Below are 15,192 nucleotides of genomic sequence, written 5' to 3' on the forward strand. Positions count from 1 at the left end.
CGTCTGTCCTTTCAGGAATCGCGGTGATCGATCAGGTCATCGCGGGTTGACCGTCCACCGCTGGTGCGCCAGGCCTCGGTCCGCCTGCTGGACGACGGCGGTGGCGTTGGGGTCCTTGGCGTCGGCGGTTTCGACGATCTTGGCCGAATGCACACTGCGGATGGCGACCGTGGCGTCCGCGGTGGTGGTGAACTCCCACTGCTGGGTGGTTCCGTTGTGGCACTGGTACTGCACGATCGAGTTGCCGTTGTGCAACTCGCCGTAGCGCAGGTCCAGGCACTTCCCGGAGTGGCGGTTCTTCAGCGCGTAGACGTTGTTGCCGAGATGGGTCACGTCCCAGATCTGCTTGACACCGCCGACGCAGTCCCACAGTTCCATGCCCGCCAGATCGTTCAGCGCGGCCTCGCCGATGAGGCCCGCCGTCTGGATGCACCGCCCGGACTGGGCGCCCTTGAGCTCGATCGTGCTGTGCGGGACGGCGGCTAAGCGGTAGGCGACGGAGACGTTGTTCTCACTGCTCCAGTCGATCCGGCCGTTCTGGAACACGCTGCGTTTGCCGAGGGGCAAGCCGGTCTCGTCGGCCTTCGGGTAACCAAGGTACGACCGTTCCGCGCCCATCGCCTTGTACTTCAGGCTGATGTTCCCGTAGATCAGCCGGGCACCGGTGCTGGGGTGCCAGTAGATCGAGCCGGAACCGACGGCGAAGTCGGCGACCTTCCCCGCACCGTCCGAAGTGGACCGGATGTCACTCGTCGGATGCCCGAGCGAGCCGGTCTCGTAGCCGTACTCGGCGAACTTCCGGTGGATGTCCCCGTTGATCGCGACAGTACCGTTCCGCGTGAGGTAGACCGAACCCGCGGTGAAGCGCTGCATGGGGCTGCCGTCCGGGCCGAAGGTACCGGCGTCCGCGGCGGGAGTACCCATGCCCGCCTCGAAGCCCATGGCGGCGAACTTCCGGTGGATCTCGCCCTTGACCTGCCGGATCGCGCTGCCGGGAAGGTAGTAAATGGTACCGGCGACGAAGCGGCTGTAGCGGAAGTTCGTGCCACTGACGGTGCCCTCGTCGTTCACCGGGTAGCCATACGGACCCGTTTCACCGCCCGACGTCGCCCAGATCTCACCGATCAGGCCGAAGACGATGTGGGCGCCCGTCGACGCGCTCCAGACGATGTGCAGGTTCTGCCCGCCCATCGTGGGCTTGACGATCCGGAGCACCTGACCGTTGTTGTCCTTGGTCGGAACCTGGTCGGTCATCGCGCCGCCGACCTTGGCCGGGCCGCCCAGGGCGACAAGCTTGTCGAGGATCGGGCCGTTGTAGACCACCTGCACCGCGATGCGCTGGGAAGTCCCGTCGTTGCCCGCGGTCAGGTAGAGCCTGCCCTTCTCGTACACCCGGTGACCGAGGCTGACCCCGTTGGACGTCCCCTCCGGGACGAAGTCGCCGACGGGGCTGCCGAGCTTGTCGCGCAGCGGCTTCTCCGCGGCGTAGCGACGGTCGATCGGGTGCAGTGCCTGCGGCGCCTCGGCGTGCCACTTCGTCGCGACGGCGTAGTAGTCGTCGTCGATCGCGCCGGTGACGAACAGGTACTTGCCGGAACTGCGCGAGGGACGGATGGAGACGCTCGACGCGTCACCGCGCACGCACCAGGTCGCGTCGCCCTTGAACGCGGTCGAACCGTCGGTCGGGTCGACATAGGCCTTCACGCGCTGGGACTGCGGGGGAACGACGGCCGTGTTGGCCGCCGAGGAAGCTCCGGAACGCCAGCGCAGATAGTGGTTGGGGCGGCTGACGGACTGGAAGGAGAAGCATTCGGGATTGCTCAGGCCCGGCTCGATCTTCCACTTCACCTCCGGGCGGTTGCCCGGCTGCCACTGTTCGAGCACGGCGTCGCCGTTGCGGTCGGTCAGGTAGACGTCCAGGCCGCTGTGGGCGTCGACGCGCAGGGTCTGGACCAGGTGCTCGTACTGACCGGACCGGAGGAACGTGCCGCGGTCGCTCATCCTGCCGGCGAGGGCGACGTCGGCGGCCGCGACCAGCGCCGGGCGGATCAGCTGGTTCGCCGCGCGAGTGCGCAGTTCGGTGATCTGCCGGATGTACTCCTGGTCGCGCTTGGCCAGGTCGTTCACGATGTCCCGCAGGTGTGCCTCTTCGGCGCCCTGGTTGATGAAGAACGTCCAATCCGCGGGGTCGAGGCTGCTCACGGCGTCCTCGGCGGCGCCGTGCACCTCGGTGTCGCGGGGGACGCCCTTCCAGATTTCGACGACGAAATCCCGGTCCTTCAGGTTGATCAGGTACTCCAGTCGCGTCTGGGGCACGGATCCCAGGGTGTGCGACACGGCGTTGGCTTTGGCGGCCCTCGCCCGATCGGCGGCCTTGCGCTCTTCGTCCTTGGTGGTGTCGTCCTGGATCACCCGATCCACGTCTTTCTTGTGCTCGACGAAGAGCACGACGGTCAGGAAGCGCCACTGGTCGTCCGCGGTACCCCGCAGCGCCGCGCGAGCCGCTTCCTTGACCGCCATGTCCTTGTAGCCGTCGGCGTTCAGGTCCAAGTGGACGATGAAGTCGAAGATCGACTTCGCCAGGACGGTGTTGTCGGCCGGGATGCTCAGGGTCGAGGCGGCCAGCGCCTTGGCGGTGCGTTCCTGCTCCTGCTGTTGCCGCCGGTCGGTGTTGATCCGCTCGTCTTCCCGGTGCGCGTCGTGGATCCCGGTCTTGATCCACTGCGTGGACGCGGCCTCACCGTCGGCGGCGAGGGCGGCGATGGCCGTCGCCTTGAGCTTCTGGTGTTCCGGTTCGAGCGGGTGCGGCTTGTCGAGATCGTCGGCGGCGTAGTACATCGCGGCGACGAAACCCCGGTCGCTGAGGATCAGCAGATCCGGCCCGGCCACGATCTTCAGTACGGCGGCGGCGCTGCCCTTCTCGATGTCCGTCGACAGCGCCGCGGCCGCCGACGCCGCCTGTGGCGCGGCGACGGCCGTGGCGGGCATCGCGACACCTGCCGTTGTCGCGACGATCGCGGTGGCGACGACAAATCGTTTGAAAACCCCTCTTCGCCGTGCCGATGGCGCGGCGAAGGGACCCCAGTATCTGTTCAAGACATCCTCTCCTTGGATGAATCGCGTGGGACCGGCATTCGGTCTCCACCACGAGTGCGAATAGCAGACCAGTTCATGACGAAAAAAAGACTGCTACTGTGACGTGGATCACGTCCTTTACGGGCGTTGTGCCCGTGTGTCATAGTTTCCGACAAGTGCGGCAGCACGTAATTCTGGGGTCTGGGGTTCTGGGGATGAGACTTCGTGTACTGGTTGGCGCCCTCATGCTGTCGATCATCGGCATCGGGGCTAACGTCGCTACGGCGAATGGAGTAACAGGATCGGCCAATAGTCCGAGCGTTTCGGGTATCGAGAATTCGATTTACTATCCGATAGTGCGGCAGAACGCCTTGTATCACTCCGAGGACCTGGTCAGGGTCGCGGCGTGGCAGGTGTTGCGGTCGGGCGAGGGTGAGCCTGCGCTGCGGGAGTTCGTCCGGACGGGGTTCTTCGAGGCCAGGAAGCGGGCCGAGACCTACAACGCGCGCAACAAGGAGTTCGCGCGGCGGGTGATGAACAACTACAGCGCGCAGTTCTCGCCGAACGTGCACGCCGAGGCCAAGGCCGCCTACAACGGCAACTCCGCGCAGCAGGAGCAGTTCTTCCGTACCGGCTTCGCCGCGGCGAAAGCGCTGGACGATGCTGCTCGCGAGGCCGATGAACAGCACAAACAAGAGATCCTGGAAGCGGATCGCGCCTTCGTGCGCTTGCTGGCGGAGGCCGATCCGGGCGAGCAGGTGCGGATGGCCGCCCAGCACGCACTGCGGGCCGGAGGCACGGACAGTCACCTTCGGGCGTTCTTCGCGTCCGAGTGGATGGCGGCGTCCGCGACGGACATCGAGATCTTCCGGATCCGCACCCAGGAGGCCGGGGTGCGCTTCTACGCCCTGATCCCGCGGCTGATCGCCGATGCCGAGGAAGCCGAGCGAGAAGCGCTCGCGGCCGAAGGGGCCGCGGCGGAACAGGCTCGGGCCGTCGCCGCCCGTGCATGGGCCACGACCAGGGAAAAGGCTGACGAGGCCCGGGCTGTCTGGGAGAGCGAGGCGGCAGCTTGTGCCGAGCAGGCGCGGTACTGGCGGACGGTGATCGAGCGGGCCAACGCCAGTGCGGACCCGGTCTGGGCGATGATTGCCGCGAAGGCGGACAAGAATCGCGGAAACTGGGCCACCGACGGCACTTTCGCCGACGACCAGACACGATACTGGTCGGCTGTCGAAAAGCATGCCAAAGATCATCACGACCAGATGGCACCGGTCGGCTGAATCGGATTCCGCTGCATTTCGAATAAGTCCGGACACTTTCCTTTCGATGTGTCGGAAGGTGTCTTCGGCATGACCAATTCACCGCGGCGACAGTAATCACCGGTGGACGGGACGAGCTGTGCTCGTTCCGTTCATTCCGGTGCCTGTGACGTTTCCATCGAATCCGTCTCGTGCCGCGTTTTCGCTGAATTCGCGATCTTTTCGACTACTGGGGAGTGGTGTGCCATGACGAGGAAGAGACCTGCCGGGCGGAGGCCGTCGGCCTCTCGATGGTGCCGTGGCGCGGTCGTGCTGACCGTGTCCACGGCACTGGTCATCTCGGGTGCCGGATTGGAGCTCGCCTCGGCCGCGCCGGCGGTGCCGGCGGTCGCGGCCCAGTGGCAGGCTCCGGCCGCGGGGGCGGCATCGGTGCCGCCGTCCGCCCCGGCGGTGGAGACCGGTGATCCGGAGGAGGAAGCGCTGCTGCGGCAGTTGCAACTGGATCTGCTCGCCGACATCGCGGCGCTGGACGAAGACGAGGAGGTCCGGGCGGCAGCGAGAGAAGCCCTCAAGAAGGCCGAAGCAGGCGACGACGCGGCGATCACGACCTTCTTCGAACGTGGTCATCAGGAAGCCAAAACGCTGGCGAAGCGGCGGAAGGAGGAGGCGGACACCCGCAACCGCGGGGTGATCCAGTCGCTGGCAGGCACCGGTGGCCCGGCCTTCAACGCCGCCGTCGACCGGGCTCTGCAGGGGAACGCCTACGACCGCGTGAACTTCCTGGCCTTCGGGCGGGACATCGCCGCGGAGCAGGACCGCCGGACAGGCGCCTACGAGAAGGAAATCCGGGACCGGCGGCGGGCACACGTCCAGATCGCCGCGGACCGGGGGACTCCGGAGGTCTCCGCCGCGGCCAAGGTGGCGCTGGCCCAGGGAGACGCCGCGATCGAGGAATACCTCAAGACCGGATACCTGGCCGCGGCCAAACGGGACGCCGATGCCCGTGAGGCGCAGCTCGCCGAACTGGAGCGTCAGCGCAAGGACGCCGAAGCGAATTCCGAACTGGCGCAACGGATCGCGCGGGTGATGCGGGCGCGGCAGAGCCTGCTCGGCGCGCACGCCGACGGTGTCCGGTCGCTGGAGCGCACCGCCAACGACATGACGCTGGCGGCGAACTCGTCCCGGGAGGCCGCGCGGGCGCTCGCCGCCGACCAGGCCGGGCACAGCTATCACCCCGAGCTGTACCAGCGGGCGAAGGACGACGTGGCCCGCTTCGTGCGCGACGCACGAACCGATGCGCAGCAGGCGCAGGCCGCGGCCGCGCTGGCGAGCGCCCAGGTGGACATCCTGGTGCAGAACCAGATGCCGCACGGCACTCAGTGGGCGAAGGTCGTCCAGGGCATGGCCGCCGCGGCGAACGCCGCGAAACAGGCCGCCGAAACCGCCGCCCACGCGATCGACGCGATCGCCGCCGACGCCGCGGCCACCGACGCCGCCGAGAAGGCCGAGGCCAGGGAAGAGAACGCCCGGCGCTGGCGGGCCAACGCGCAGTCCCACGCGGACGCGGCGGAGCGGTTGGCGCAGGCAGCCCGTGAGCAGGCCGCGGCGGCCGCTCAGGCGGCGGCGCAGGCCCGGCAGGCGAAGACCGAGGCGGAAACCGCGCTGCAGAACGCGAAGACGCACGCGGCGAAGGTGAAGCAGGCGCGTACGGACGCTGAACGCGAACGCGATGTCGCCGCTGCGAAGCGTCGTGAAGCCGAGCAGTGGCGTGATCAGGCCACTCTCAAGAGGCAGGAGGCCGAAGCCAAACAGCGGGAAGCCGCGAGCGAGCGGGACAAGGCCAAGCACGAGGCGGGTATCGCCCAGCAGAAACGGCAGGAGGCGGAAGCGCAGCAGCGGATAGCTTCCGCGAAGCGGGTCGAAGCACAGGGACAGGAGCAGATCGCCGCCGACGCGGCCAAGGAGGCCCGGCGCCAGGAACAGATCGCGGCCGACATCGACCATAACGCCGGTATCGAGGAAAGCAAGGCCCACCAGGCCCGGGAGGAGGCCGCGCAGCTGCGGCAGTCCGCCGAGACGACAGCGAAGAAGGCACAGGCGCTCGAACAGCTGGCGGCGCGGGCCGAAGCCGCGTCGGAGGTCCTGCAGGAGGACAAGCTGAAGGTGCGCGAGGCGGCGACGCAGGCGCGGACCGAGGCGAACACGGCGAGGGACGCCGCGCAGCGGGCCGACGGACTCGCCACCCAGGCAGGTCAAGCCGCTGCGTCGTCGCGTGCGGCGGCGACCGAGTCGCAGGCCGCCGCGGGCAGGTCGCGGGCGCACGCGGACCGTGCGCTGGCTGCCGCTTCCCAGGCGCGTGCGGCGGCGCGGGAAGCCGAGGTCGCGGCGGAGAAGTCGCGTGCGGCGGCGAACGAGGCCCAGGCCGCGGCCGCTCGGGCGAACGAGGCGGCGTCGCGAGCCGAGCGGGAAGCCGCCGCTGTCCACGCGGAGGCGTTGAAGGCACGGGCGTCGGCCGAGGAGGCGACGGCGGCGGAATCGCGTGCCGCCGAGAATGCCCGTAACGCGGCGAACCTGGCTCAGCAGGCGGCGGTGGAATCGGAACACGCGCTCACCGCGGCGCATCGGACCCAGGACGAGGCCAACGCGGCGGCGGCGGAGGCCGCGACCGCCGCGACCCAGGCCGGGATCGCCACCCGCGCGGCGGTCGCCGCGGGGCTGTCGGGGGCCGGGATCGCCGCTCCCGCCGACCAGGCGATCACCCTGGTCAGCCCGTTCACCGGAAACGACCTGGACGCCGATTTCGTGCTGATGGTGGCGAACCGGGCGAAGGACGTCGGCGACACCCAGGTCCGGGCCGCACAAGCCGCCGCGGCCGACGCGAACGCTCAGGCGGAGCGCGCGGCCGAGGCGGCCAGGAACGCCGGGCTCGAGGTGAAGCCCGCGTTCCAGGCCGCTGCTGCCGCCGCCGCTTCGGCGGCCGACGCGGCACGGTCCGCCGCCGCGGCCCAGCAGTCCGCGGCGGACGCCGCGGTGGCCGCCGCGGCGGCAAGGAGGGCATCGGCCGAGGCCGATGCGGTCGACGTCGAAGCGCAGGCCGATGCCAAGGCCGCACGCGCCGCCGCCGACCAGGCGGCGGCCGACGCCGCGTTGGCCGGACGGGCGGCCGACAAGGCCGAGGCGGACGCACGCGCGGCGAGGAAGGCGGCGGACGACGCCACCCGGGCGGCGAACGAAGCCGTCGCCGCGGCCGACCGGGCCCAGCGGGACGCGACCGCGGCTCAGCAGGCGGCGGCGCAGGCCCAGCGGGACGCGGACGCGGCCCGCGAGTCCGCGAACCGGGCCGCGGACTACGCACGTGACGCCGATTCCGCGGCCGGCAACGCCGAGAAGTACGCGAAGAACGTGGAGGACAGGGCGGCGAACGCCGAAGCGGACGCCAAGGCGATCCAGGACCAGCTGGCCGAAATGCAGGAGCTGCTTCGGCAGGAGGAAGAGGCGCGGGAACGCGCGGAGGCCGAGCAGGCCATCACCGACGACAGCGAGGTCCCCGCGCTGACGCCGGAGGAAGAAGAACTGCTGCGCGCGGAAAAGGGCCAGGCCGGGGTCGATGAGTACAACCGGGCCCGCGCCGACGCGAACAGGGACCTGATGGGGCTCATCGTAGACGAGGGCGGACAGGTCATCCTCGACCTGATCGGCTACACCGACGCGAAACGGTGCTTCATGGAGGGCGACTTCATCTCCTGCGTGATGACCGTCATCAACGCGTTGCCGATCCTCAAGATCGCGTCGGTGCTGCGGAAGATCCCGGACGCGGTCAGCGCCACCGTGCGGATCGTGAAGGGCATCCGCACCTTCAAGGACGTGAAGATGGCCAGCCGTCGCATCGCCGACAACGTGCGCGACCTGATCAGGCAGCTCAAGGGGTGCAAGAAACCGGGCGCCGCGATATCGGCGGCGGCCCCGCCCGCCTGCGAGACCGTCGACAGGGAAGCGTTGCGCAAGAGAGTGGAGGACGAGCACAAGAAGCAGCCCGCGGTCAGTCCGCAACCGGGGCAGCGGCTCAGCACCGTCGCCCGGCAGCGGGAAGTGGACGGCTGTTTCAAGACCGTGATCCCGGCGAACGTCTCCTTCAACTACCCCATGGAGAACTTCACCTGGCTCGGCAAGGCCGCCAAGCGGGCCACCGGCGGCATCGTGTGCGCGAACAAGACCACGGACCGGTCCGGGGATCCGGCGGCCCCGGTGGGACATCCCGACGGTGTCCCGTCCACGTTGAACGGCACGCCGGTGCACAAGGGACACTTGGTCGCGGCCAGGCTGCACGGTTCCATGTTGGTGGACAACATCGTCACCCAGTGGTCGAAGGTCAACCTCTCCGACGTCAAGAGGGTGGAGAACGCGGTGGCGAACATGCTGGACCGGTATCCCCGCCAGGACGTCTCGGTCATCTACGAGGTCCACGTCCAGTACGCGACCAACACGGCCGCGATGCCGAGGTGGATCTTCATCGAGGCGATGGCCTCGAACGGCGCGAAGTGTTTCGCCAAGATCGAGAACATCCCCACCGGTAACCTCGTCAAGGAGACCTGTCCGGCGTTCCGGACGGCCTGACGGCGACCAGGAGAAGAAGATGTCAGAAAAACCGAAACGGTCGTACGTCGACGAGATCTGCGAGCTCGTCGGGTGGCGGGCCGGGGACTTCCGGCCGGAGCTGGACTGGACCACTGTCGAACGCGAGCTGGGGACACCGCTTCCCGGTGACTACAAGGAGTTGCTCACCCGGTTCCCTTCCGGCGGCTTTCGCGACGTCATCGCCTTCTCGAATCCGAGCGAGAACGTCGAGGTGTGCGCGAACGTCAAGCGGGAGAACGCCGAACTGCTGGAGATCTTCGGCGATGAGGATCTCGAATACCTGCGAGGCGTCCCGTACCGGCTTTTCCCGGAACCGGGTGGGCTCTATCCCTGGGGGACCAACGGCGCGGGGGGCACATTCTGGTGGATTCCCGGCTCGGCGGATCCGGACGAGTGGGGTGTCGCCTACAACACCCGGGACGACTGGCGCGAAGCACATCCAGGGCCGATGACGAAGGTCATCCTGGACCTGTTGGTGAGCACCGGCGAGGACAACATCCTCGAGTGGGACATGACCGGTAAACCGGTGAACTTCAGCGGTTACTGGGGAGATCGGTACGTTTCCCATCCGGACTGAGCACGTCCCGGCGGCGTCTCGCGTGCTGAACGCGAGACGCCGCCGGGACGCGGGAGATCGGCGTCGGCACGCGCGTTCTACCGTGATTCGCCGTACGTCGTCCTCGACGGGCCGACGGTCCGTGACCGGCCCAGGCGGTCGTGGTCGCCTACGAGGCGGGCTGATCGGGTCCGGGTAGTACCGGGGTACGGGTTCGCCGTCCGGTGGTACCGGGGTAGCAGGGCCAAGACGGTTCCGCCGGGCGATGTGCCGCGGTGCCGAAACGGAGATCGTTTCACCCATGAATCGGATCAACGCCTTGCGCGCCAACGCGACGCTGATCGCCGTCGGCACCGCGGTCACCGTGCTCGTCGCTATCGCGTTCGTCTGGTGGCTTTCGGACACCCCGCTCGGGGTCGACTCGGCCGTCTACCGCGCCGGCGGGTTCGCCGTGCTACAAGGGGAGCCGCTGTACGCGCACCTGACCGTGTTACCCGACTGGGCGCCGGAGCTGCCGTTCACCTATCCGCCGTTCGCCGCGCTGCTCTTCGTCCCACTGACCGCGCTGCCGGCGCAAGGGTGCTGGGGCCTGCTGGCGATCGCGGCGGCACCTTCGCTCTATGTCGCGCTCCGGCCCTTCACCGAGCGAGCGTACGTCCCGCTCCTGCTGCTCGCCGCGTTCGCGCTGCAGCCGGTGTGGCAGACGATCGGACTCGGCCAGGTCAACCTCATCCTGATGGCCGTCGTGGTCGCGGATATCCTTCTGCTGCGTGATTCGCGCTTCCGCGGTATCGGGATCGGACTCGCGGCGGCGGTCAAACTGATCCCGCTGATCTTCATCGTCCACCTCCTGCTCGTCCGGCGAACCGCCGACGCGGCCCGCGCGGTGGCGGCCTTCCTCTGCGCGACGACACTCGCGTTCGTCGTACTGCCGAAAGATACCCTGCGCTACTGGACGTCCGCGATCTTCAACGGCCACTTCGCGGAGATGAAAGGCTGGGTAGGAAACCAGTCGTGGCAAGGATTCATCGCACGAACGCTACCGGAAGGCCGGGCGGCGACGGTGCTCATCGGATGCTTCGGCGTACTCTGCGCGGCGGTCATGATGTGGCTCGTTCGGCGGCTGCACCGCGTGGGCGACGACCCCGCCGCCCTGCTGGTGACGGCTGGCTGCGCGCTGCTGGTCTGCCCGATCTCGTGGACGCACCACTGGGTGTGGGTGGTGCCCGCCCTCGGCTACCTGTGCGTCAGGGTCCGGCGGCAGGCGGTGGCGATGGCCGCCGTCGTGTTCACCGGCTGGACGGTCGCCGTGGTCCCCGGCGGAGGCGGCGCCGAACGCACCTGGAACATTGGCCAGGCCGTCGTCGGCAACGCCTACCTGATCGCGGCGCTCGCCCTGTTCGTCGTGTTCTATCGCCGTCTGTCCGCTGCGGAAAGTAAGAACCTCGTGCCCGACTGGGAGAATGCGTAGCGGCATTCAGCGATCGAAATCCGGGGCACTGACGCTGATCAGGGTCGGCGACGCGCCCATGGGCTTGTCGTTGACGCCACGCGATGTCGTCTACATCACCAACACCGCGTCGGACACGATGTCGGTGATCGACACCGCCACGTCGAAGCAAATCGCCCTGGTGCCCGTCGGTCAGCAGCCGGAAGGGGTGGCCGTGACCGGCTGAGTCGCACCGCGACGACCTTTGCCCGTAGTACCGCGGACACCCTTCTGCGGGAAGTGCTCCAGGAGGAAGTCGCGTAGTACCCGGACTTCGGCGGGACACCGGCGAGCGGAATATCACCAACCCAAGACCGGTTATGCTTGCTGTCAAGTAGTTCAATGGCAAGCTAACTGGAGACCGTCATGAGCGAGAGCGTGGAGCTGTTTCTGTTCCTTGAACCGGGAGCCGACCCGGAGAACGATCGCGTGGTGCAGGACCTCGGCGAGGCAGAAGCGCTGCTCGCCTGGGTTCCGGACGGGGCCGCCGCCGCGCGAGTCGCGTCGGAAGCGGTAGCCGCCGGTGTCAAGCTCATCGAGTTGTATCGCGGGTTCGACCTGGCCTCGGCCGGTCAGGTCGTCGACGCCGTCGACGGACGGGTGGCGGTCGGTGTGGCGGCGTTCGGCTTCGGAACGTCCACCGCGCACCCGATCCGCGACTCCGCCACGATCTTCGTCGGGCATCCCAGCGCCGACCCGGCCAGGCACCGTGTGGTTCGCGAACACGCCGGTGGCGGCAAGACCACCGCCGTGTCGGTGCCGGACTCCCGCACCGCCGTCACGGTCGCCCGGCAACTGGTCGACGACGGCGCCGAAGTGATCGAGATCTGCGGCGGCACGTCGCTGAGGGTGGCTCGCGATGTCGCGGCGGCTGTCGGTGACCGGGTGCCGGTGAGCCTGGTCGCGTGGCCGGTCGATTCGATCGAACGCGCGGCCGCGTTCAAGGCGGAGTTCGAAGCCGAAGACGCCTGACCGACGTCAGCCGGCCTCCGCGTGCAGAAGCATCTTCTTCAGCAACGCGGCCAGGGTGCGCCGTTGCGCCGGGGTGAGCGGGGCCAGCAACGCCTCGTCGGCGACCAGTACCGCATCGAGCGCCTTGGCGGCGAGGTCCGCCCCGGCCGTGGTGAGCCGGATCCGGACCGCGCGCCGGTCTTCGGGGTCGGGGCGGCGCTTCACCAGGCCGCTCCGCTCCAGCCGGTCGAGTCGAGCGGTCATGGCGCCGGAGGTGATCAGCGCGGTCTCCGCGAGATCCCGCGGATGCGTCCCGCCGGGATCGTCGCGTCGCCGGAGAGTGTTCAGGACGTCGAAGTCGCCGTAGCTCAGGCCGAACGGGCGGAGCGCGTCGACGACGACGGCCTGACCGTGCCCGGCGCTGCGGAACAACCGGCCGATCACCTGGAGGGCGCTGACGTCTCGTCCGCCGTCGCTGGCGGCCCACTCGTCGACCATGCGGTCGATGGAATCCTTCGGCACCGCAAGAGCGTAGCCGCCGTTTCCCACCTCGCGACAAACGGACGACCCGGTGGAACACCATGAGGTTCAGCGAAGGCGGGTCGGACGCGAGAAGGGTGGCCCCCTACCCGTCGCGACGAACCTGAAATCCGCCACGCCGGGCACGGCCCCCCGGGACAAGACGTGGCACCTTTGCCTTACTGACCACAAGTTTCGTACCCCTTGAGGGCAGCTTGTTCTCCACCGGAAGGTCGCCTTGTGCACGGAGAACGCCGGGAACCTGGTTCTCTTGCTCGTAGAATGCTCGGCGCGGTATTTCCGCGACCTGCTGTTTCTCGGTGCGCAGCGGAGTTGCTTTTGAGCAAGACGGGGAAGAGAGCCTCGGCGGAACCGGGACCCGGCTGCGCGTGGTCCTGGGCGAGCAAGCAAGACCGGCGCCCGGTCGGCGCGACTGGCTTGTCGATCAAGGAAGTGTCCAAGCCGGGCTACTCTCGAACAGAGCGGGGCGACGATTCCCACGGTCGTGTTACGGTATTCGTCGCTCTATCTATCTTGTGGTCACCAGTTCGAGTGTATTGTGCTTGCGCGTATTGACGGGGTCGCCCAAGTAATGCACGCCGAGTTAACGCTGGTCAGTCCCCCAGTCGGTCGTCATGGCCGGATGTCCACGTTGCAGGCCGGAGTTTCCTGGGGGAGGGGACGCGCGGCAGTGGCCATACGACGAGGTTATGGTTTGTTCGCGTGTCGGTCGCGTTGCACGACGCGCTGATGTCAATCGTCGGCAGGCTCGATGAGCAATCGGAGTTGAACGCTGGGACGGATGTGGGAAGCCGAACGAACTGACCCGATGCTTGTCGGTCGTCTTCTGGCTTGTATGCTCGTCGTGGCACGGTCGCGGATGATAAGGAAGACGCGAGCAATCGTGGCGCGCCAACGCTTCTCCCTTAACGGGAACGTCCCCGTCACGTGTGGGTTCCGCTCTGGAAGCCGACGATCCCGCACTGCCTTCGCCGGTCGTGAGCGAGCGGCGACGCGGGTGAACGTGACTTCCACTGTAGCCTTCTTATCATCGCTGAACTTGTTATTTCCGACAATTGTCCGGAATTCGTTCCGACACTTTCACTCCATCGAGTCAAAAAGTGAGAGTTTTAGCCTGCCAGGAGTATAAACGGAGTCTGTGGGCATCTACTGCTGTGTCGTGACCACGGTAGGTGTGAAGATCGAATAGGAGGCAATGCCAGCGTGACCGTCGCAGAAGAGATCGCCATCCTCTTGACCCGAAAATTCGGGGTGGAACCGGCCGACGTTCGTTCCGGGGCTTCACTGCATCAATTGGGCATGGACTCCCTCGCCTTGGAAGAGTTGCGTGTGCTCCTCGAGGAAAACCTGAGCATCGACCTCGAAGACGTCCAGTTGACCTCCCGGGAGACCGTGGAACAGCTGGCCGCGGTCGTCGACGAGAAGCTCGCCGCATGACGGCACCGCGTCTCACCGCCGCGGTGACGGGTCTGGGGCTGGTCACCGCGGCGGGAGTCGGAGCCGAGGTCGCTTGGCGTGGTGTGACACAACCCAGCGCCGTCAAGGGGGTGCGACACCAGGACGAGCTTCGCGGTCTGTCGTGCGACTTCATGTACACCGTCGACGACCTTGACACCGTGAGCCTGCTGGGCGTACCGGCGTTGCGGATGATGGACCGCTTCTCGCAGCTCGCGGTGATCGCGGCGCGGGAAGCTGTGGCGGACGCGGGTCTCGACACCTCGGTTTGGGAGACGGATCGGATCGCGGTGGTCATCGGCTCGGCCCACGGGGGCCTCCCCTTCTACGACCAGCAAAGCGCCGTCCTCGCCGAAAAAGGCGCACGCCGTGTCTCGCCGAAGCTCGCGCCGATGACCACGGTGAACAGCGCCGCCAGCAGTGTCTGCATGGACCTCGGCGCGCGCGGACCGAGCTTGAGTGTCTCCACCGCGTGCTCCTCGGGCACGGTCGCGATCGGCACCGCCCTGCAGCTGCTGCGCTCGGGTGCGTGCGACGTCGTCATCGCGGGTGGCGCCGAATCCGTGTGCTCCCGTTTGCTGATCGCCAGTGCCTGCCAGATGAGGGCGGTGTCCACGCGTCGGGACGATCCGTCGACGGCGTGCCGTCCGTTCGATGCCGACCGTGACGGTTTCGTGGTCGGCGAGGGTGCCGGTCTGGTCGTCTTGGAGCGACCCGATCACGCCGTCGCTCGCGGAGCGCGTGTACGGGCGGGTATCGCGGGCTACGGCGCCTCCAGCGACGCCCACGCGGCGGTGGCGCCGGAACCCGAAGGCAAGGGAATCGAGCGTGCGCTGCGGACCGCGCTGGACGACGCGGGCGTGACGCCGGCCGACGTGGGCCATGTCAATGCCCACGGGACGTCCACCGTGATGAACGACCTCATCGAGGCCACCATGCTGCGCCGGGTCCTCGGCGAGGAGCCGCTGGTGACCTCGACGAAGCCGATGACCGGGCACACTCTCGGCGCCGCGGGGGGCATCGAGACCGCGTTGACCGTGCTGGCCCTGGAGCGGCAATTGGTGCCGCCCACGGCGAACTTCCAGACCAGGGACATCCGCATACCGATCGACGTGGTCACCAAGGAAGCCCGGGCTGCCGAGTTCGAGTGCGCGGTCAAGATCTCGATGGGCTTCGGCGGCCATAACGCCGCCCTCGTCCTCACGAAAGGCTGCTGAGCCCCGGGCTCG

10 protein-coding genes are annotated in these 15,192 nt (G+C 67.9%); 8 read left to right on the forward strand and 2 right to left on the reverse strand.

The genetic code is table 11. From position 1 onward, the window contains the following. Positions 1-36: 36 nt before the first annotated feature. A complete protein-coding gene (locus tag ACM6LR_RS23430; RefSeq protein WP_414941243.1) occupies positions 37-2,988 on the reverse strand; it encodes an RICIN domain-containing protein in 2,952 nt (983 codons plus the stop codon). A 443-nt stretch (positions 2,989-3,431) separates the two neighbouring features. On the opposite strand from ACM6LR_RS23430, the gene ACM6LR_RS23435 reads away from it, so the two are divergent. The 6 genes from ACM6LR_RS23435 (at position 3,432) to ACM6LR_RS23460 (ending at position 11,989) form a co-directional block, all read left to right on the forward strand. Continuing rightward, positions 3,432-4,358, forward strand: coding sequence for a hypothetical protein (locus tag ACM6LR_RS23435; RefSeq protein ID WP_414944488.1), 927 nt, complete (start codon positions 3,432-3,434; stop codon positions 4,356-4,358). A gap of 225 nt (positions 4,359-4,583) precedes the next feature. Then, entirely contained in the window at positions 4,584-8,951 is a 4,368-nt protein-coding gene (locus tag ACM6LR_RS23440; RefSeq protein ID WP_414944489.1) for a DNA/RNA non-specific endonuclease, read from the forward strand. Positions 8,952-8,970: 19 nt separating this feature from the next. Then, positions 8,971-9,549 carry an SMI1/KNR4 family protein gene (locus tag ACM6LR_RS23445; protein ID WP_414941240.1) on the forward strand — a complete coding sequence of 193 codons (579 nt, stop codon included), beginning with the start codon at positions 8,971-8,973 and terminating at the stop codon, positions 9,547-9,549. Positions 9,550-9,829: 280 nt separating this feature from the next. Continuing rightward, positions 9,830-10,999: a glycosyltransferase 87 family protein gene (locus tag ACM6LR_RS23450; protein ID WP_414941239.1), complete on the forward strand. Its 1,170-nt coding sequence runs from the start codon at positions 9,830-9,832 to the stop codon at positions 10,997-10,999. After that, complete coding sequence (locus ACM6LR_RS23455; protein WP_414941238.1) at positions 10,992-11,204, forward strand: hypothetical protein; 213 nt, start codon at positions 10,992-10,994, stop codon at positions 11,202-11,204. The genes ACM6LR_RS23450 and ACM6LR_RS23455 overlap by 8 nt, the downstream gene beginning before the upstream one ends. Before the next feature lie 179 nt (positions 11,205-11,383). Beyond that, entirely contained in the window at positions 11,384-11,989 is a 606-nt protein-coding gene (locus ACM6LR_RS23460; protein ID WP_414944490.1) for a DUF6506 family protein, read from the forward strand. A 6-nt stretch (positions 11,990-11,995) separates the two neighbouring features. Here the strand turns inward: ACM6LR_RS23460 and ACM6LR_RS23465 are convergent, their stop codons facing one another. Beyond that, positions 11,996-12,490, reverse strand: coding sequence for a MarR family winged helix-turn-helix transcriptional regulator (locus ACM6LR_RS23465; protein ID WP_414941236.1), 495 nt, complete (start codon positions 12,488-12,490; stop codon positions 11,996-11,998). A 1,221-nt stretch (positions 12,491-13,711) separates the two neighbouring features. Here ACM6LR_RS23465 and ACM6LR_RS23470 point away from each other — a divergent pair. Together ACM6LR_RS23470 and ACM6LR_RS23475 are read left to right on the forward strand one after the other, a co-directional pair. Continuing rightward, entirely contained in the window at positions 13,712-13,945 is a 234-nt protein-coding gene (locus ACM6LR_RS23470; protein WP_414941235.1) for a phosphopantetheine-binding protein, read from the forward strand. Next, on the forward strand, positions 13,942-15,180 hold the full coding sequence (locus tag ACM6LR_RS23475) for a beta-ketoacyl-[acyl-carrier-protein] synthase family protein (protein ID WP_414941234.1): 1,239 nt from the start codon (positions 13,942-13,944) through the stop codon (positions 15,178-15,180). The genes ACM6LR_RS23470 and ACM6LR_RS23475 overlap by 4 nt, the downstream gene beginning before the upstream one ends. Positions 15,181-15,192 lie beyond the last annotated feature (12 nt).

Source organism: Amycolatopsis sp. cmx-11-32 (assembly GCF_047608695.1).
Classification (GTDB): Bacteria; Actinomycetota; Actinomycetes; order Mycobacteriales; family Pseudonocardiaceae; genus Amycolatopsis.